Source organism: Haliea sp. E1-2-M8 (assembly GCF_030649675.1).
Classification (GTDB): Bacteria; Pseudomonadota; Gammaproteobacteria; order Pseudomonadales; family Halieaceae; genus Haliea.
This window is the reverse complement of sequence record NZ_JAUTDR010000009.1, coordinates 18,412-36,918: the sequence shown is the minus strand read 5'-3', so window position 1 is coordinate 36,918 and position 18,507 is coordinate 18,412. Positions and strand designations below refer to the sequence as shown.

Annotated in this window: 14 protein-coding genes and 1 pseudogene; 7 read left to right on the top strand and 8 right to left on the bottom strand. The window is 63.7% G+C overall.

What is annotated here, in order from left to right; all coding sequences use genetic code 11:
* Positions 1-482: 482 nt before the first annotated feature.
* The gene (gene pabB / locus Q6D67_RS09195) at positions 483-1,847 is read right to left on the bottom strand and encodes an aminodeoxychorismate synthase component I (RefSeq protein WP_304705307.1); all 1,365 of its coding nucleotides are present in this window, start codon (positions 1,845-1,847) and stop codon (positions 483-485) included.
* A 317-nt stretch (positions 1,848-2,164) separates the two neighbouring features.
* Between pabB and Q6D67_RS09190 the strand changes: the two genes are divergently transcribed.
* The 7 genes from Q6D67_RS09190 to Q6D67_RS09160 all read left to right on the top strand — a co-directional run bounded on the left by Q6D67_RS09190 (position 2,165) and on the right by Q6D67_RS09160 (position 12,121).
* A complete protein-coding gene (locus Q6D67_RS09190) occupies positions 2,165-3,898 on the top strand; it encodes an acyl-CoA carboxylase subunit beta (RefSeq protein WP_304705306.1) in 1,734 nt (577 codons plus the stop codon).
* Between the two features lie 37 nt (positions 3,899-3,935).
* The gene (locus tag Q6D67_RS09185) at positions 3,936-6,749 is read left to right on the top strand and encodes a biotin/lipoyl-containing protein (RefSeq protein ID WP_304705305.1); all 2,814 of its coding nucleotides are present in this window, start codon (positions 3,936-3,938) and stop codon (positions 6,747-6,749) included.
* A 10-nt stretch (positions 6,750-6,759) separates the two neighbouring features.
* Positions 6,760-7,170, top strand: a complete 411-nt coding sequence (gene mce, locus Q6D67_RS09180; protein ID WP_304705304.1) for a methylmalonyl-CoA epimerase — start codon at positions 6,760-6,762, stop codon at positions 7,168-7,170.
* 23 nt (positions 7,171-7,193) lie between these two features.
* Entirely contained in the window at positions 7,194-9,356 is a 2,163-nt protein-coding gene (gene scpA / locus Q6D67_RS09175) for a methylmalonyl-CoA mutase (protein ID WP_304705303.1), read from the top strand.
* Complete coding sequence (meaB, locus tag Q6D67_RS09170) at positions 9,334-10,320, top strand: methylmalonyl Co-A mutase-associated GTPase MeaB (protein ID WP_304705302.1); 987 nt, start codon at positions 9,334-9,336, stop codon at positions 10,318-10,320. The genes scpA and meaB overlap by 23 nt, the downstream gene beginning before the upstream one ends.
* Positions 10,321-10,410: 90 nt before the next feature.
* Positions 10,411-10,728: a Rieske (2Fe-2S) protein gene (locus Q6D67_RS09165; protein ID WP_304705301.1), complete on the top strand. Its 318-nt coding sequence runs from the start codon at positions 10,411-10,413 to the stop codon at positions 10,726-10,728.
* Positions 10,729-10,777: 49 nt separating this feature from the next.
* Positions 10,778-12,121: a cation:dicarboxylate symporter family transporter gene (locus Q6D67_RS09160; RefSeq protein ID WP_304705300.1), complete on the top strand. Its 1,344-nt coding sequence runs from the start codon at positions 10,778-10,780 to the stop codon at positions 12,119-12,121.
* On the opposite strand, the gene Q6D67_RS09155 is transcribed toward Q6D67_RS09160, so the two are convergent.
* The 7 genes and pseudogenes from Q6D67_RS09155 to Q6D67_RS09125 form a co-directional block, all read right to left on the bottom strand.
* Positions 12,122-13,051, bottom strand: coding sequence for a GNAT family N-acetyltransferase (locus Q6D67_RS09155; protein ID WP_304705299.1), 930 nt, complete (start codon positions 13,049-13,051; stop codon positions 12,122-12,124).
* On the bottom strand, positions 13,041-14,150 hold the full coding sequence (locus tag Q6D67_RS09150) for a cupin domain-containing protein (protein WP_304705298.1): 1,110 nt from the start codon (positions 14,148-14,150) through the stop codon (positions 13,041-13,043). Before Q6D67_RS09150 ends, Q6D67_RS09155 begins: the two co-directional genes overlap by 11 nt.
* A 7-nt stretch (positions 14,151-14,157) precedes the next feature.
* Positions 14,158-15,534, bottom strand: coding sequence for an adenylosuccinate lyase (gene purB, locus Q6D67_RS09145; protein WP_304705297.1), 1,377 nt, complete (start codon positions 15,532-15,534; stop codon positions 14,158-14,160).
* Positions 15,535-15,563: 29 nt separating this feature from the next.
* Positions 15,564-16,226, bottom strand: a complete 663-nt coding sequence (hflD, locus tag Q6D67_RS09140) for a high frequency lysogenization protein HflD (protein WP_304705296.1) — start codon at positions 16,224-16,226, stop codon at positions 15,564-15,566.
* Positions 16,210-17,301 carry a tRNA 2-thiouridine(34) synthase MnmA gene (mnmA, locus tag Q6D67_RS09135; protein ID WP_304705295.1) on the bottom strand — a complete coding sequence of 364 codons (1,092 nt, stop codon included), beginning with the start codon at positions 17,299-17,301 and terminating at the stop codon, positions 16,210-16,212. The genes hflD and mnmA overlap by 17 nt, the downstream gene beginning before the upstream one ends.
* Entirely contained in the window at positions 17,298-17,750 is a 453-nt protein-coding gene (locus tag Q6D67_RS09130; RefSeq protein WP_304705294.1) for an NUDIX hydrolase, read from the bottom strand. The genes mnmA and Q6D67_RS09130 overlap by 4 nt, the downstream gene beginning before the upstream one ends.
* Positions 17,750-18,331: pseudogene (locus Q6D67_RS09125) on the bottom strand (pseudouridine synthase); the annotation flags it as partial. The pseudogene Q6D67_RS09125 and the gene Q6D67_RS09130, both read right to left, overlap by 1 nt.
* Between the last annotated feature and the right edge of the window lie 176 nt (positions 18,332-18,507).

The window sequence follows — 18,507 nt, the reverse complement described above, 5'->3', positions numbered from 1 at the left end:
CCGGCGCGACGCCTCTGGTGCTCCGAACGCGCGCTGCCCATGCTGCGGCCTCCCGGGACTCGCCGTAAATACGTCCGTGTAGGCTCGGTGACGGCATCCATGCCGTCAACGGTCCCGGGAGGCCGCAGCATGCACAGCGCTTCAGCCTGGGAGTGCAGCCAGCCTTTCCGGTAGCGGACTCGGAGCAAGGCATGGATGTCGTTACGGTTCCGGGGAAGTCGCAGCATGCACAGTGCTTCACTTCGGGAGTGAATGCAGGCTGTCCGATCGCCGGTTCGGTTCAGATGTTCGGGATTTCGGTTCTTTGCAGCTTCGATGTACTCGGTGCGAGAGGGCGGTCTGTGGCTAAGGGCCTTGCGGAACCGTTGAGCGCATGGAGGCGCGGGGCCGCCCAGGCGATACGAGCCTACATGGATGTACTTGCGGCGAGTCCCGCAAGGCCCTTACCCACAGGGCGCCATACACCAACGCTCACACTACAGCTACCTGAACCGCTGCTCCAAAGTGCTGAGGAATCGGCCAACCTTGTCGTAAGTCTCCTGGTACTCCTGATCGGCCTCCGAATCCGCCACAATCCCACCGCCCCCCCAACACCGTATACTGCCGTTAGTGGCAACCAGGCTGCGGATGGCGATGTTGCTGTCCATGTGGCCGTCGGCGCTGATGTAGAGGAGGGAGCCGCAGTAGGCCTCGCGGCTATGGGGTTCGAGCTCGGCGATGATCTGCATCGCGCGGCGCTTGGGGGCGCCGGTGATGGAGCCGCCGGGGAAGCTGTCGCGGAGCAGGTCGAGGGGGCCGCGGTCGGGGACGAGCTCGCCGCGGATGGTGCTGACCAGGTGGTGCACTGTCGGGTAGGTTTCCAGGGCGAACAGCTGGTCAACGTGGATGCTGCCGGGCACGCAGCTGTGGCCCAGGTCGTTGCGCAGGAGGTCGACGATCATCAGGTTCTCGGCCCGATCCTTGGGGCTGTCACGCAGTTCCCGAGCGCTGCGCAGGTCGCGATCGGCATCGGCGAAGCGGGGGCGGGTCCCCTTGATCGGGCGGGTTTCCACCTGCTGTCCCTGCAGGGACAGAAACCGCTCCGGAGACAGGCATAGCAGCGCCTGCTGATCGGCCAGCTGCAGGTAGCCGGAGAAGGGTGCGGCGGCAACTTCGCGCAGTATCCGGTAGGCGGCAAAGGGATCGCCGCTGAACGCTGCCTCGAAGCGCTGCGCCAGGTTGACCTGGTAGCAGTCTCCGGCCTGAATGTATTCCTGGATGCGGGCGAAGGCAGCCCGGTAGTCGTCGCGGCTGATGCTCGGAGCAAAGCTGCCGAGCAGCCGGAAGGTGTCATCGCTGGCAGTCTCCTGCGCCGATTGCAGCCGCAGCCGCAGCTCCCGACGCGTAGCTGCGCTCACCCAGGGCAGGGACACTAGCACGGATCGTCGCAGCAGATGATCCTGGACCAGGCACCAGTCGTAGGCACCGATGTGGGCTGCGGCTGTCGCGGTGGAGGTCGCTTGCGGGTGCGCAACGGCATGCAGGGCGTTGCCGGGTTCATAGCCCAGGTAGCCGAGCAGGCCGCCACAAAAAGGCAGGCGTTGCCCCGCTGGCGCGATCCCGGCATAGCGTTCCCGGTGGTACTGGGACAGAGTGTCGAAGTAGCTGCGCCAGGTGGCAGCAGACGCGTCTGCAGCCGGTGCACCGGGCGTGTCTGCGGTCGGCGCCGCCACCAGGATGTCGTAGCGGCCATTGCCGGCCCAGGGCTGTGCGCTGTCCAGCCAGGCCGGAAACGGGAGGTCGCGCAGGGCGGTGAACAGGCGCGCGCTATCGGGCTGCCAGTCGAGTTCGTCGAAGTGCAGGCTCACCGGCAGTCACCGGCGCGTGACGCCCGTCTGGCGCCATGTTGACGCTGAGTATTTGCGTAGTTGAAGCGGGTATAAACTACGCAATACGAGGTGTGGGAGGGGGCAGGGCAGGGCATATGCGGTATCTTTCGCCGTCGCGTTAGCGGGCCGTTAAATTGACATTCCCACGCCTTGGAATTAATGTGGTGCGCCGAATTTGAGCCGGGGTAACATCGTAAGCCCGGCCGCCGTCACAAGTAAACCCGGGAATCTCGACAGAAGGTAGAGGCAGTGGCCGGCTCTGCCGGAACCGGCATTGCACCAGCATGGGAAACAGAATGAAGACAAGCACTGAGACTGACCTGATTGCCTCTCTCAACAACCCGTTCGCCACAGTGGATGAACAGGAATTCAAGGTACCTGGCCAGCTGGCTTCGGAACCTGGCCTGTATGAGAAATCCCTGAAGGCCGGCTGGGAACTACAGCAGCGTCCGCTGCGGGCGGCGGGCGTGCGCAATACCCAGCGCCAGCACCAGAAGAACCGGATGACGATCTGGGAGCGCATCGACTATCTGGCAGATGCAGCGCCCACCATCCTGTACCAGAACTGGGGGCCAAATCTCGACGGCGCGTCACTGGTCACCGCCCTGATCAAGGTCAACGGCCGCGACGTTGCCATTTACGGGCATGATTTCACGGTTCGCGCCGGCTCCATGGACGCCACCAACGGCAAGAAGCTGGCGCGACTGTTTGAGCTGGCGGCCAAGCGCAAGATTCCCGTGGTCGGTCTCAACGATTCCGCCGGCGCCTACATTCCAGCCGGTGTTGGCGGCCTGGATGGTTATGCCGATGCCTTTACCGCGCTGCGCAAGATCAGCGGCGTGGTGCCAAGCATCATGTGCATGTTCGGGTTCAATGCCGGCGGCGGTTCCTACCTGCCGCGTCAGGGCAGCTTCCTGATCCAGCCCAACGATACCTTCTTCGGCCTTACCGGCCCAGGCGTGGTGAAATCCGTGCTGGGCGAGGATGTGACTCCGGACGAACTCGGTGGCCCCGGTGTCCACAGTCAGAGCGGGGTCACGGATTTCGTGGTCCCGGACGAAGTTGCAGCACTGCGCAAGGTGCGGGCCCTGCTCAACTACCTGCCCGACAACAACAGCAGTGCCGCGCCCTTTCTGGCTTCCTCGGATCCGGTCAGTCGCAAAACCTGGGATATCGATATCCTGCTCAAAAAAGCCTTCAATTCACCGACCGGCTACAACACGCCAATCGATATCAGTATTCTTATCCAGCAGCTCTGCGACCACGGTGATTTCATCGAGATTCAGGCCGAGCGTGCCCGCAACACCATTACCGCGCTCGGGCGCCTCGGCGGCAACGTGGTGGGTTTCGTGGCCAACAACTCGGCGGTGGCTTCGGGCCAGATCGACATCGGCGCGGCGTACAAGAACGCGCGCTTTATCCGCTTCTGCAACCTGTACAACATCCCTGTTATTTTCCTCGAAGACACCACCGGTTTCCTGCCCGGCAAGGAGCAGGAGGCGCGCGGTATCGTGCAGGCCGGGAGAGCGATGCTGGACGCGATTGTCGACCTGCGCACACCGCGTTTCCTGGTGCTGGTGCGCAACGCCTTCGGCGGTGCCTATGCCTCCTATAACAACTATCCCACCGGGGCGGATTTCGTGGTCGCTCTGCCGACCACCCGGGTAGCGGTGATGGGGCCGGCGGGTGTCGAGTATGTATACAAGGATGAACTGCGCCATATTCGCGCCGGCGTGGCGGACAAGATCGCCGCCGAGACCAGGGCGCAAGTGGCCGCGGGCCTCTCGGCTGAGGAGGCAAACACCGCCGCCACCCAGCTGGTCAATGCCTGGGTCCGCGCTGAAGAACAGCTGCTGGCCCAGCGCTACGAGCAGGAACTGATGAACCCGAATGAGGCTCTCAGCCTCGGATCGATTTCCCAGATTGTGATGCCTTCCGATCTGCGCCAGGTTCTCGCGGAGCACATGGACTTCTGCCTGCGCCATTACACAGCGGAGCCGCTCACGTCTGTGCAGCGTGAGTTCCACTAAGCCCGCTCCAACACCAGACAGACAGAGGAAAGATCGCGTGTCCAACGAACACTATCTGCGCAACCCCCTGATCCACCGCGAGCGGCGTCTCGCGCGGCAAGCATCGCCCTGGGTGGCGCAGTTTGACTGCAGCGAGTTGCGGCCGCTGATCATCTGCCGCGGTCCCATCCGCAAGGAGGCGATGGACGTCTTCAGTGAAATGGGAATCGACCACTTTGGTATTCTGCTTTCCGAGAAAGACTCCATCGTCTATCAGAATGCATTGGCGCCTGAACTGCGCTCCCTGACTGATCCGGACCGGGTCCACCGGGTGCCGGACTACACCGGCGCCAACAAGGAAGAGCGGGACCAGCGCATCGCGCAAATCATCAGCATTGCCCGTGACAACAATTACAATGCGATCTTCGCCGGTTACGGCTTCATGGCCGAGGACGAAACCATGGTCGCGGCCATGGAGCGCGCCGGCCTCAACTTCATCGGCCCCTGCTCGCGCACCGTGCACGATGCCGGCTTAAAGGATGAAGCCAAGCGTACCGCACTCAAGTCCGGCGTCTCCGTTACTCCCGGTATCGACAACGGCACGGCACTGACCCTGCTGAAGAAATATCCCGATGTCGCTGCGCTGACCGCCCTGTGCGAGGCCGAAGGTCTGGCGGTAGACCCCGAAATTCTCGATGATGACACCATAAGCATCGAAGACAAGGCCGACATAGTGCTGGCCGCGTCCTACACCAAGGGCATAGATCTCTACACTGTGGATGAGCTCAGCGAAACGCTCACCGAAGCCGTGGGCCGCATGCAGGCGGATTACCCGCGCAATCGGGTGCGGCTCAAGGCTATAAGCGGCGGCGGCGGCAAGGGCCAGCGCATTCTTGGCGTCGGCCAGGCCAAGCGCACCGCGGAACTGGTTCGGGAAATTCTCAATGAGGTAAAAACCACCGGCGTGGGCGATAACAAGAACGTGCTTGTCGAACTCAATATTGAGACCACGCGCCATCAGGAAATCCAGGTCGTCGGCAACGGTGACTGGTGCATCACCATGGGCGGCCGCGATTGTTCCCTGCAGATGCACGAGCAGAAATTGCTGGAAGTGTCGGTCACGGTGGAATCCCTGCGCACGGCGGTTGAGCAGGCAGAGGCGGCAGGTCAGGAGGTTGAAGCCCGGGTGCTGCGCCAGGATCTGCTTACCCTGGAGGAAATGGAAGATGAGGCCGCTCGCTTCGGGGCTGCGGTGGGTCTGGATTCGGTGTCCACCTTCGAGTGCATCGTTGACGGCGACAAACACTTCTTCATGGAAATGAACACCCGCATCCAGGTGGAGCACCGGGTGACCGAGCTGTGCTACGCGCTGCGCTTCAGCAATCCCGATGACCCGAAGGACAGCTTTGTAGTGGAATCGCTGGTCGAGGCCATGGTGCTGCTGGCGGCTCACGGCCCGCGCCTGCCGCAGCCCACCCGCATCCTGCGTCACAATGACAGCGTGGAGGCCCGCCTGAATGCCACCAACCAGGCACTGCAGCCCGCTGCGGGCGGCGTGATTGAGCACTGGAGCGATGCCCTGGAAGGGGAAATCCGCGACGACCAGGGCATCAGCCTGCACAATCCCGACTCCGACGTGTTCATGAAGTACACCCTGGCCGGTGCGTACGACTCCAATATCGCGCTGCTGCTGACGGTGGGCGAGACCCGGCTGGAGACTTACGAGAAAATGGCGGAAACCATCCGCCGGACCCGTATGCGCGGCAAGGATCTCGCCACCAATCTGGAATTCCACTACGGTCTGGTGAACTGGTTTATTGGCCAGAATATCAATGCCCGGCCGACGACACGTTTTATCGTGCCCTACCTGACAGCGGTGGGTGAGCTCAAGGACCAGGCCAACAATATCGACCTGGACTTTGCCTGGCGGGAGATCTGCCGTGCACGGGTCAAGGGGCTGGGCGAGGCCGCTGCCAAGGCCCTGCACGATGCGATGGAACTGAAACACACGCTGCTGCTGCGTCCGCTGTACCGCCTGCTGGAAGAGCCTCATGTACTCAGCGGCTGGCTCAGCATCAATCGCGATTGTTACACGGTGATAGAAGGCAAACTGTGCTGGAACGAGAACCCTGTCGAGTTGCTGGCGGACACCTATCATTTCCTCAACATGGATTTCACCCCGCGTGCGCCAGCCGCCAGCATGATCTGGGACCACGATCACAAGATCCTGCAGCAGGCACTGGATTTTTACGCTGAACTCAACAACCGTGTCGACGCGTCCGACTGGATTGCCCTGCAGACCCTGCTGGCAGACGAGGCCGCGCCCACAGGCTTTACCGACGCCAGTTGGAACCAGGTCCGCTCTGCACACCTGGGTTTCCAGGCTGGCGTCGACATCATGGCAGTTCTGCCCAGCATCGCCGAAGCCACCGGATACTATAAGCTCGGTGTGAACCAGGACCTCAGCATTCACATCCCGGAAGATCTGCTGGATACGGAACACCAGGCCCGCATGGCCAAGGTGCTGGTGCCGCCCGTAGCGGCCCGGGGCGACGAGATCCTGGCGGAGAGCGGGGGCATGTTTTACGGCCGTGAATCGCCACAGCACGAACTCTACGTTGCCAAGGGCGACCATTTCGAGGCCGGCGACCCGCTGTATATCGTCGAAGTCATGAAGATGTTCAACAAGGTCTATGCGCCGTTTGCCGGCACGGTAGACAAGGTGCTGGTGGAAACCGACGGGGTCATCATTCACAAGGGCCAGCCCCTGTTCAAGATCACCCCGGACGAAAAAATCGAAGTCGTACCCCCGGAGGAGATCGCCGCCCGCAAACGCGAACTCACCGCCGGCTTCCTGCAACAAGTACTTTGAGAGGCAGAGCATGATTACAGCCCTGGACCATATCGCCATCGCGGTGCCGGATTTCGACAAGGCCATCAAGCGTTTCATGGAGGACTTCGGCCTGCCCTTCGAGGGCACCGAGGACGTGGCGCCGGCGAAAACCTCAACTGCGTTTTTCCCGCTACCGCCCACCAACATCGAGCTGGTGCATCCGCTCAACGGCGAGGGCCCCATCGCCACCTACCTGGAAAAGCGTGGCGGTGGCCTGCATCACCTGTGCTTCCGCTCCGACAATATCGAGGAGGATGTGGCGCGGCTGAAGGCCAAGGGCTACCAGTTCCTGTCGGAGTCACCGACCCCCGGCGCGCACAACTCCCGGGTGATCTTCATTCACCCGAAAAGCTGTGACGGCGTCCTGATCGAAATCAACCAGCCCGCCGACGAACACTGAGCGGGCCCGCGGAGACAGCTACCATGAGTGACAAGATCTACGACCCCGCCAGCGCCAACCCCGAAAGCTGGCGCACCCAAGCGGAGAAGGGCCTCAAGGGCAAGGGCATTGAAGCGCTGACCTGGCACACGCCGGAGGGCATTGACGTCAAGCCCCTGTACACTGCCGAAGACCTGGAAAACCTCGAATACACCAATACCATGCCCGGGCTTACGCCGTATCTGCGCGGCCCCCAGGCCACCATGTATGCGGGCCGGCCCTGGACCATTCGCCAGTACGCAGGCTTTTCCACCGCCGAGGAATCCAACGCGTTTTATCGCAAGGCGCTCGCCGCTGGCGGCCAGGGCGTGTCGGTGGCCTTTGACCTCGCCACCCACCGCGGCTACGACTCGGATCACCCGCGGGTAGCCGGGGATGTCGGCAAGGCCGGTGTCGCCATCGATTCCGTCGAGGACATGAAAATATTGTTCGACGACATCCCGCTGGACCAGGTCTCGGTGTCGATGACCATGAACGGCGCCGTACTGCCGATTCTGGCGGGCTATATCGTCGCCGCGGAAGAGCAGGGTGTGAAGCAGGAACAGCTGGCAGGCACCATCCAGAACGACATCCTGAAAGAATTCATGGTGCGCAACACCTATATCTACCCGCCGGCGCCGAGCATGAAGATCATCGGCGACATCATCGCCTTCTGCTCGCGCAATATGCCCCGCTTCAACACCATTTCCATCTCCGGTTACCACATCCAGGAAGCGGGTGCCAACGCGGCACTGGAGCTGGCCTACACCCTGGCAGACGGCAAGGAGTACATCCGCACGGCGCTGGCGGCCGGCCTGGACATCGATGAGTTTGCGCCGCGCCTGTCCTTCTTCTGGGGCATCGGCATGAATTTCTACATGGAGATCGCCAAGCTGCGCGCGGCGCGCCTGCTGTGGACGCGGATCGTCAGCGAGTTCAACCCGCAAAACCCGAAGAGCTCCATGCTGCGCACCCACAGCCAGACCTCCGGCTGGTCGCTCACCGAGCAGGACCCCTACAACAACGTGGTGCGTACCACAATCGAGGCGATGGCCGCGGTCTTCGGCGGCACCCAGTCCCTGCACACCAATGCCCTGGACGAAGCGATCGCCCTGCCCACGGAGTTTTCCGCGCGCATAGCCCGCAATACCCAGCTGATCATCCAGGAAGAGACAGGTATCACCAACGTCGTCGATCCCTGGGGCGGCTCCTACATGATGGAGAGCCTGACCCAGTCGATCGCCGACAAGGCCTGGGAGCTGATCGAAGAGGTCGAGCAGGCCGGGGGCATGGCCAAGGCGATTGAAACCGGCATGCCCAAGCTGCGCATTGAAGAGGCGGCGGCGCGCAAGCAGGCCCGGATCGACCGCGGCGAGGATGTCATCGTCGGGGTCAACAAATACCGCACCGACGATGCCAGCGTGTTTGACGTGCTGCAGATCGACAATGACGCCGTACGCACTTCCCAGCTGGCGCGCTTGGCGAAGGTCCGGGAAAATCGCGATGAGGCCGCGGTGGAGGAGATCCTCGAGCAGATCTACCAGGCCGCCGTCAGCGGCGAGGGCAATCTGCTGGAATTGTCTGTCGAGGCCACCCGACGCCGCGCCACGGTGGGGGAAATCTCTTTTGCCATGGAGCGCGAGTTCGGTCGCTTCAATGCCCAGGCCCAGACCGTGTCCGGCGTCTACGGCTCCGCCTTCCAGCAGGACGAGAACTGGCAGGGAATCAGCATGGATATCGATGAGTTTGTCGCCAAATACGGCCGCCGCCCGCGCATGCTGGTGTGCAAGATGGGCCAGGATGGCCACGACCGCGGCGCGAAAGTGGTGGCCACCGCATTTGCCGATGTGGGCTTCGACATTGACCTGTCCCCCATGTTTTCCACCCCGGAAGAAGTGGCGCGCCAGGCCATCGAGAACGACGTCCACGTGGTCGGTGCGTCCTCGCTCGCGGCCGGGCACAAGACCTTGATTCCGCAGCTGGTGGAAGAATTGCGCAAGCAGGGAGCGGAAGACGTCGTGGTGATTGCGGGCGGTGTCATTCCGCGGCAGGACTATGATTTCCTCTACGAGGCAGGGGTCAAATGCATCTTCGGCCCGGGCACCCCGATTCCGGTCTGTGCCCGGGATGTGCTGGACGCGGTCAATGAGGCGCAGGGCTCGGCCTGAGACCGTGACCAGTATTGACCTTGAAGCGCTGCGCGGGGGGAATCGCCGCGCCCTGGCCAAGGCCATCACTCTGGTAGAGAGCTCCCTGGAGTCTCATCGGGAAGAGGCCCAGAGCGTGTTGGAGGCAGTGCTGCCCGACACCGGCAACAGCATCCGCGTCGGTATATCCGGGGTGCCCGGAGTGGGCAAGTCGACCTTTATCGAAACCTTTGGCCTCTATCTGATCAGCCAGGGGAAGAAGGTCGCGGTGCTGGCGGTGGACCCCAGTTCGCCCGTTGCCGGTGGCTCGATCCTCGGCGACAAGACCCGTATGGAACAGCTTTCGCGCCGCGACGAGGCCTTTATCCGCCCGTCGCCAACCTCCGGTGCCTTGGGCGGCGTGGCGCAGAAAACCCGGGAAACCATGCTTTTGTGCGAGGCCGCCGGCTACGACGTTATCCTGGTGGAAACCGTGGGTGTGGGCCAATCCGAATATCAGGTGGCTGGCATGGTGGACTTCTTCATGGTGCTGATGCTGCCCGGTGGCGGTGATGAACTGCAGGGAATCAAGAAGGGAATTCTCGAGCTGGCGGACGCCCTGGTAATCAACAAGGCCGACGGCGACAGCGTGATGCTCGCCAAGCAGGCCCGCCAGCATTATCTGTCGGCCATGCACCTGCTGCGTCACAGCAGCTTCTGGACTCCCCAGGTGGTCACTTGCTCGGCCCTGAAAAACGAGGGTATAGACGCAGTCTGGGGCATGATCGTCGACTACTATTTCCAGGCCCTGAAGGCCGATGCTTTCCAGCGCAAGCGAGCCCGCCAGAGCCGGGACTGGATGCGGCAACTGTTGCATGAGCTGTTGCTGCAGCGCTTGCGGCAGAATCCGCGGATCAGCGCGCTCTTGCCGAAACTGGAACAGGCGGTGGAGGAGGGCAGCACCACGCCCTATCTGGCGGCCCGCGAGCTGATCGACCTGTTGTGAGTTCGGTACCGTGCCTCAGAATGTGTCGATATTTATGAGGCAGGGTACTAGCTGCTATCACGGCCAGTTCCGGCTCGCGGACTGAATCCCATGCGCTTCCAGCCCCTGGAAAAACTGATAAACCTGCATGACAATTACCGCCGCCACTTCCGCATCGATCACCTGGCGCTAATGTTGGTGCAACACGAAGGTGAGCTGTACCTGATCGAACCCCGCTGTCCCCACCGCGAACATTCACTGGAAAACGCTCACATTGAGCAGGGCGTGCTGGAGTGCCCAATGCACCACTATCGCTTTGCCCTCGCGGACGGACAACTGCTGTACGCTGCCGAAGAACCCTGCCGGCATCTGAGAACCTGGCAGGTGATCTATGAGGGCAACGAGGTGGGCCTGCTGCTGCCCGGCTGAGCCCTGAACTGACGGCCAGCGCCGTCCCGCACTAGCTGGAGCACATTGCATGTATCCCGGACTGAACCTGATCCTGTTCCTCGGCCTTTGCCTGCTGCTGTTTCGGCTGCGCCGGAGCGGCTGGAAGCTGTCCCGCCAGATCCTGGCAGGACTGCTGGCAGGCGTGGTGTTCGGGCTGGGTTTGCAGTGGGCCTACGGCGCGCAGTCCGCGGTCGTGACCGCCACCCTGGAGTGGACTGGCGTCGTGGCTGCCGGCTACATCAACCTGCTGCGCATGATCATCATGCCTCTGGTACTGGTGATGATGATTGCGGCGGTATTGAAGCTGCGTGAGGTCGCGGATCTCGGGCGCATCGGTGGCGCGGTTGTTGGCCTGCTGATCGGGACCACCATGATTGCCGCCCTGGTGGGTATCCTGGTCACCAGCGCCTTTGGCCTCACCGCGGACAGTATCACCCAGGGCGCCCGTGAACTGGCCTCCGCCGAGGCGTTGAGCCAGCGCTATGAAACTGTTGCCGGGCTCAGCCTGCCCGAGGTCCTGATACGCTTTGTGCCCGCCAATATTTTCCACGATCTCACCGAGGCCCGGCCCACGTCGATCATCGCGGTGGTGCTGTTCGGGATCCTGTTCGGCATTGCCGCACTGGGGGTGGCCCGGGAGAGCCCCGCGCGCGGCGCGCAGATCGAGGCCTTTGTGGAAACCACGCGTCTGATCGTGATGCGGCTGGTGCACCTGGTGATGGCCCTGACCCCCTACGGTATTCTCGCCCTGATTGGCGGCGTGGTAGCGAGCTCGGACGCCGGGGATATCGTCACTCTGCTGTCGTTCGTGGTCGCCTCCTATCTGGCGATTGCGATCATGTTCGCAGTGCACGCGGCTCTGCTGTTCCTGCACGGTGTTGGCCTGTCCACCTACTTCCAGGCGGTGTGGCCGGTGCTGGCGTTTGCGTTTACCTCGCGCAGCTCCGCGGCCACCATTCCGCTGAACGTGGAGACCCAGATCGATTCACTGCGGGTGGCAACCCCCATCGCCAATCTCTCCGCCACCCTGGGTGCGACCATCGGCCAGAACGGCTGCGCCGGGATCTACCCGGCCATGCTGGCGGTAATGATTGCGCCGTCCATGGGGTTGGACCCTCTGGCGCTGGACTTCATGGCGGGACTGATCGGGGTGATCGCGATCAGCTCCTTTGGCGTGGCAGGGGTCGGCGGCGGTGCGACCTTCGCCGCACTGATTGTGTTGCCAGCGATGGGTTTTCCAGTGACCGTGGCGGCGGTTCTGATTTCCATCGAACCGCTGATCGACATGGCGCGTACCGCGCTCAATGTGAATGGTTCAATGACCGCCGGGGTTGTTACCCAGCGCTGGCTGGGTGAGAGTATCGCCAGATAATCACAGCGGCACGCTGCGAAACTCGATGTGCTGGGCGCTGTGGCGCCACAGTTCCTCGAACAGCTCCAGGTAGCGTTCGGTCCTGGCCCGGGAGTCCGGTTCGCAAAACGCTGCCTTGTCCGCTTCCGCCGGTTTGCACAGTACTCCGCTGCGATCCTTGAGCACCAGCGTTTCCCCTTTCCAGTCCGGGTGCTCGTCCAGCTGTTGCAGCAGGATCGAGGAGGGCAGACGCCGGGCCAGAGCCAGCAGCCGGTGGCCGCGCTGCACCATGGGCCGGTAGCCGCTGACCAGGATGCGCACTCGGGACTGGCGTGAGCGTCGGGCCAGCGCGCTGAGGGCATCGACGAGGTCGCGGTGGTCGAAGGCGCGGTGGTCCAGGTCGGGGCTGAGAATGCAGATCTCCCGGGAAGCGTCTGCGGTCAGTGCGGTCGCCCATTCGGCAAAAGGATGCGGGTACTCGATGCCGCTGGTGTAGACCTTGCCCACGGGTGGCTGCAATTGCTGGCGCATGGCGATATGGGGGATGCCGGCCTCCACGAAGGGCTCACCTTCAGGTTCGAAACCGGCGCGGCGATAAAAGTCGGCCGCGTGCTGCTGGGCGTGAAGATAGACTTCGGTCAGTCCCTGCTCGCGGGCCGCGTCGACCAGAGCCTGCAGTACCGCGGCGCCGTGGCCGCGGCCGCGCTGTGCTGCCAGCACGGCCATGCGCCCGATCTTGCCTCCCGGCAGCAGGCGGCCGCAGGCGCTGGGCACACCGTCCAGGGTCCCCAGTATGTGCAGGGCGTCCTCGTCGCAGCCGTCCCACTCAATGTCCCGCGGCACCTGTTGTTCGACGATGAAGACCTGTTCACGCAGGGCGCGCAGGGCGTCGCGGTCCGTGCTCCAGTCCGCCATGCACAGTTCCAGTTCCGGTAGCGTATCAGTCGACATCGAGAGCCCCCTGTTGCAGCAGAAATTGCAGCATGTCATTTACGGCCGGGTCGGCAGGTAACGGCAGCAGGTCGCCGGCGCACAGTGTGCAGAGTGGTTCTTTCGGCAACGCTGTAAAACTGGCACTGGCGCCGTTGGCGAATACCAGGATTGCATTGTCTGCCGCCTGCCAGGCAACCCGGGCGCCCGCTGCCAATCTGGTGCTGGCGGCTGCAGCAAGCCCTTTCTGCAGTCTGCGCAGCGTCCTGGCTGCGGGCGGCTCCAGCGTAGTCTCGGTAACCAGCTCGCCAAACCAGCGCTCGTCGTCACCCGCTGTCAGCAGCGCCAACGCTTGCTGCCGGGCGTTATCGATGTCGGCGCCACTGATTTCTCCCGCTGCACTGGCCGGCGCGCGGCCGGGATCCCGCAGCAACAGGCTGTCCGGCAGCCGCTCCAGTCGCGCATCCACCCAGCGTGACAGCAGATCCGCCAGGCGCGGCGCGCGAAAGCCGATCGAGAAGCAGGTGGAGTCGCCGCGGGAAATGCCCCAGTGGGCAACGCCGGGCGGGATGTAGAGCACGTCGCCACACTGCAGGGTGTACTCTGCCTGACAGTCGAACTCCGCGAGGAGTTTCAGCTCCGGGTGCGGCAGCAGCGCTGTGTTGTCGTCGCAGCGCTGGCCGAGGCGCCAGCTGCGCTCACCCTCGCCCTGGAGCAGGAAGACGTCGTAGAGGTCATAGTGCGGGCCGATGCCGCCGCCATCGCTGGCGTAGCTGACCATGATATCGTCGAGGCGCCAGCCGGGAATAAAGCCCGCCAGCGAGCGCAGTGCCGCCACCTCATCCAGCAGCTGGTCAACTCCCTGTACCAACAAGGTCCACGGATGGCCGCGGTCGAAGGCGCTGGCGGGGAACGGGCCGTGCTCCAACTGCCAGGCGCCGGCGGTTCCCGGATCTCCTCGGTATTCCGCAATGCGCGATTCCACCTCCGGTTCCATGGCCAGTCCTGCCAGTTCCTCCGCGCCCAGCGGCGGTGCAAAATCGGGCACCGCGGCGCGCAGCAGCAGCGGTTCCCGTTGCCAGTACTGCGCCAGGAATTTGGCCCGGTCCAGCGCCAGCATGGCGCCGCTAGCCCTCGCGGATGGCGCGGGCCTGGGCGGCCGCGTTGCCGGTGTAGCTGGCCGGGGTCAGAGCCAGCAGTTGCTCCCGGGCTTCTTTCGGCAGGCCCAGGCCACTAATGAATTGCTCCAGGGTTTCCTGGTTCATGTCCTGGCCGCGAGTCAGTTCCTTGAGCTTTTCGTAGGGTTTTTCGATCCCGTAGCGGCGCATCACGGTCTGGATGGGCTCGGCGAGAACCTCCCAGCTGTGATCCAGATCGTCGGCCAGACGCGCTTCGTTCAGTTGCAGCTTGCCAATGCCCTTGAGGCTGGCTTCGTAGCCGATCAGGCTGTAACCGAAACCCACGCCCATATTGCGCAACACTGTCGAATCGGTCAGGTCCCGCTGCCAGCGGCTGACGGGAAGCTTAGCGGCCAGGTGCTGGAACACGGCGTTGGCGAGACCGAGGTTGCCCTCGGAATTCTCGAAGTCGATCGGGTTGACCTTGTGCGGCATGGTGGACGAGCCCACTTCGCCGGCGATGGTCCGCTGCTTGAAGTAGCCCAGGGAAATGTAGCCCCAGATATCCCGGTCCAGGTCCACCAGGATGGTGTTGAAGCGGGCGACGGCGTCAAACAGCTCGGCCATGTAGTCGTGGGGTTCGATCTGGGTGGTATAGGGGTTCCAGCTGAGCCCGAGGCCGTTGACGAAGGCTGCCGCGTTGGCCTGCCAGTCGACATCGGGGTAGGCCGACAGGTGGGCGTTGTAGTTGCCCACCGCGCCGTTGATCTTGCCCAGGTAATCCATGGCCAGCAGTTGCTGCAGTTGCCGGCGCAGGCGCGCCACCACGTTGGCAATTTCCTTGCCCATGGTGGTGGGGCTGGCGGTCTGGCCGTGGGTCCGCGACAACATGGCCGCGTCGGCGTGGGTGGTGGCCAGCTCGGTCAGTGCCGCGACCAGCTGGCGCATGGCCGGCAGCAGAACCTGCTCCATGCCATCGCGCAGCATCAAGGCGTGGGACAGGTTGTTGATGTCCTCGGAGGTACAGGCGAAATGGACGAACTCGGAGATCGCCTCCAGCTCGGCGTTGCCGGCAAAGCGCTCCTTGATAAAATACTCCACCGCTTTGACGTCGTGGTTGGTAGTGGCCTCGATGTCCTTGATACGGCGCGCGTCAATGGGGCTGAAGCCGGTGGCGATCTGGTCCAGCCGCGTATTGGCCGCCGACGAAAGCGCAGGCACCTCGGCGATGTCCGGCATCCGCGCCAGCTGTTGCAGCCAGCGCACTTCCACCAGTACCCGGCGCTTGATCAGGCCGTATTCGCTAAATACCTCGCGCAGGCTGGCGGTCTTGGCGCCGTAGCGGCCGTCGATGGGTGATACCGCGGTGAGGGCTGTGAGGTCCATGCTGTGCTCCAAAAAACCAGTCAGAAATGTTAAATCACATCCAGTTCGCGTGACAGTTCCTGCGCGCGCTGGCCGATGGCCCGGCGCTGCAGTACCAGTTTCCAGCGACGGCCACCAAGCTGGCGCCAGAGGAAGGTGGCGCGGACGCCCGCCAGCAGCAGGGCCCGAATGGTATCGGCGGACTGGCGATTTTGCAGATGCTGGGCGCTGCCGCTGACCTTGATGCGGAATTTCAGATTGCTCAGGGTGTCCTGGTAAATACCGGACACGCTGTGGCAGATGTCGTTGGCGTGGGCGGCAAAGTGCTCGGCGCGAAAGCTCGCATGTTCCAGACGCGAGCGCACCACCGCCATCATCGCCGGGTCGGCGGCGAATTTGCGCTCCAGATAGAGCAAGTTGAATATGTAGCGCACCATGTCCCGCTGCTCTGGAGGCTGCTGGTTGTGCAGCACCATCGCCAGCGTGTCCAGCCCCAGCTTGATTCCCGGCAGCCCGCCATAGACGGCTTCGACGCTGTCGGTGTCGAAAGCAAACAGGCTGTTCAGTGAGGCCTGCAGGAACTCCGGTGGGCAGGCGCCAGTGCGTGACACATGATCAACCAGGCGCGCGGCCTGGGCCACGCCTGCCAGGGCAATAGTTTGCTCGTCCAGCGCGCTGCGCCGGGGCCGGCCCGCCTCAATCGGTGCGTTCAATGATGCCTCCTCCGAGACAGCGCTCGCCGCTGTAAAAAACCACTGACTGGCCGGGGGTGACCGCGCGCTGGGGGGCGTCGAAAGCAACCTGGCAGCCGCCTCCAGCGGCCGTCACCGTGCAGGCCTGGTCTTCCTGCCGATAGCGGACCTTGGCGGTGCAGCGCAGTGGCAGGGCCGGCGCGTCACCGGCGATCCAGCACAGCTGCCCGGCTTCCAGCGTACCGCTGAACAGGGCGGGGTGGTTGTTGCCCTGTGCAACCAGCAGGACATTGCGCTCCAGGTCCTTGGCGACGACATACCAGGGTGCGTCGTCGTGGTTCGCCAGGCCGCCGATGCCGAGGCCCTGGCGCTGACCGATGGTGTGGTACATCAGGCCCTGGTGGCGCCCGAGAACTTCGCCTTCCAGGTTGTGAATTTCTCCGGGCTGGGCCGGCAGATACTGTTGCAGGAAATCCCGGAAGCGGCGCTCGCCGATAAAACAGATGCCGGTGGAGTCCTTTTTACTGTGCGTCGCCAGGCCGTGCGTCTGTGCCAACGCCCGCACTTCGGGCTTTGCAATGCCGCCAACCGGAAACAGCGACTGCGCCAGCTCCCGGTGCCCGACCGCGTGCAAAAAATAGCTCTGGTCCTTGTTGCTGTCGAGGCCGCGCAGCAACGTCGCCTTGCCCTCGAACTCGCCGCGGCGGGCGTAATGGCCGGTGGCGATGTAGTCGGCGCCCAGCATCAGCGAGTAGTCGAGGAAGGCGCGAAACTTGATTTCCCGATTGCAGAGGATATCCGGGTTGGGCGTGCGACCGGCCCGGTATTCCGCGAGGAAGTGCTCGAACACATGGTCCCAGTATTCCGCCGCAAAATTGGCGCCGTGCAGGGTGATGCCCAGCCTGTCGGCAACGGCCTGCGCGTCCGCATAGTCTTCCTTCGCGGTGCAGTATTCGGTGCCGTCATCCTCCTCCCAGTTCTTCATGAACAGGCCTTCTACCCGGTAGCCCTGCTCCTTCAGCAGCAGCGCGGCGACGGAGGAATCGACGCCGCCGGACATGCCGACGATCACTGTGGTGGCTGCGTTGAGACTCATGGCGGTGCAATCAGATCCAGCGGATAACGGAGCCCGCTGCGGTGCTGGTCGATAGCGGCGAGCACCAGCGGGCTGCGCATTCTAGCAGAGTTGGCCAGGATTGCCTCGTAATCGAGCCAGTGCACGGCCAGGATGTCCGGGTCCAGTGTCGCCCCCGCCTGGGGCCCGACGGCGCGGGCGCAGAAGGTGGTGCGGTAGTAGGTCACGCCGTTGCCCGGCGCGGTGTACAGAGCCAGCCCCAGCACGCCCTCCAGCGACACGCTCCAGCCGGTTTCTTCCAGGGTTTCCCGCAACGCCGCCTGCTGCAGCGATTCGCCGCGCTCCAGGTGTCCCGCTGGCTGGTTGAAGACGATCCGGCCGCTGCTCTTGTCCCGCTCTTCCACCAGCAGGTAGCTGCCCTCCCGCTCGACTACGGTGGCGACAGTGACGTGGGCGTACCAGTTGGGCATTACTCTGTTCTCCGTGCTCGTGGCGCCGGCTTGCCTCTCCGGGCGGCTGGTTTGCGCGCAGGACGATGTATGGTCAGTTGCCGGTGCTCGCCCGGCGCCAGGTCCTGCAGCGTCCAGTCTCCGACCTGGCAGCGGACCAGCCGCAGGGTGGGTAGATTCACCGCCGCGGTCATGCGCCGGACCTGGCGATTGCGGCCCTCGCGAATGCTGATTTCCAGCCAGCTGTCGGCAACCGTCAGACGCCGCCGCACGGGTGGGTCGCGGGCCCACAGTCCCTCCGGCTCCGGTATCCGGCGCACCCGGGCGGGCAGGGTGCGGCCGTCCTTGAGTTCCACGCCGCTTTGCAGACTGGCCAGGGCGGCATCGTCGGCGACGCCCTCGACCTGTACCCAGTAGGTTTTCCACAGCTTGTGGCGCGGGTTGGCGATCTGCTGCTGGAGCCGGCCGTCATCGGTCAACAGCAGCAGGCCCTCGGAGTCATAATCGAGGCGCCCCGCGACCCGGAAACCCGGCGCCTGCAGATAGTCCGCGAGCGTTGCCCTCGAGGAACCCCGCTTCCCGTGGGAGCCCGGTCCTCCGGGCGACCCCGGACCCTTGTAGGAGCCCGGTCCTCCGGGCGACCCCGGACCCTTGTAGGAGCCCGGTCCTCCGGGCGACCCCGGATCATCGCCCGCGGAGCGGGCTCCCACGGCGGAGCGGGCTCCCACGGCGGAGCGGGCTCCTACAGAGGAGCGGGCTCCTACAGGTTCCCGGTCAC

What these genes read in the sequence shown, in the direction of transcription:
- Q6D67_RS09190 (WP_304705306.1), top strand. Translation starts at nt 2,165, where the DNA reads ATGAAGACAAGCACTGAGACTGACCTGATTGCCTCTCTCAACAACCCG.
- mce (WP_304705304.1), top strand. Translation starts at nt 6,760, where the DNA reads ATGATTACAGCCCTGGACCATATCGCCATCGCGGTGCCGGATTTCGAC.
- scpA (WP_304705303.1), top strand. Translation starts at nt 7,194, where the DNA reads ATGAGTGACAAGATCTACGACCCCGCCAGCGCCAACCCCGAAAGCTGG.
- meaB (WP_304705302.1), top strand. Translation starts at nt 9,334, where the DNA reads ATGAGGCGCAGGGCTCGGCCTGAGACCGTGACCAGTATTGACCTTGAA.
- Q6D67_RS09165 (WP_304705301.1), top strand. Translation starts at nt 10,411, where the DNA reads ATGCGCTTCCAGCCCCTGGAAAAACTGATAAACCTGCATGACAATTAC.
- Q6D67_RS09160 (WP_304705300.1), top strand. Translation starts at nt 10,778, where the DNA reads ATGTATCCCGGACTGAACCTGATCCTGTTCCTCGGCCTTTGCCTGCTG.
- Q6D67_RS09155 (WP_304705299.1), bottom strand. Translation starts at nt 13,051, where the DNA reads ATGTCGACTGATACGCTACCGGAACTGGAACTGTGCATGGCGGACTGG.
- Q6D67_RS09150 (WP_304705298.1), bottom strand. Translation starts at nt 14,150, where the DNA reads ATGCTGGCGCTGGACCGGGCCAAATTCCTGGCGCAGTACTGGCAACGG.
- purB (WP_304705297.1), bottom strand. Translation starts at nt 15,534, where the DNA reads ATGGACCTCACAGCCCTCACCGCGGTATCACCCATCGACGGCCGCTAC.
- mnmA (WP_304705295.1), bottom strand. Translation starts at nt 17,301, where the DNA reads ATGAGTCTCAACGCAGCCACCACAGTGATCGTCGGCATGTCCGGCGGC.
- Q6D67_RS09130 (WP_304705294.1), bottom strand. Translation starts at nt 17,750, where the DNA reads ATGCCCAACTGGTACGCCCACGTCACTGTCGCCACCGTAGTCGAGCGG.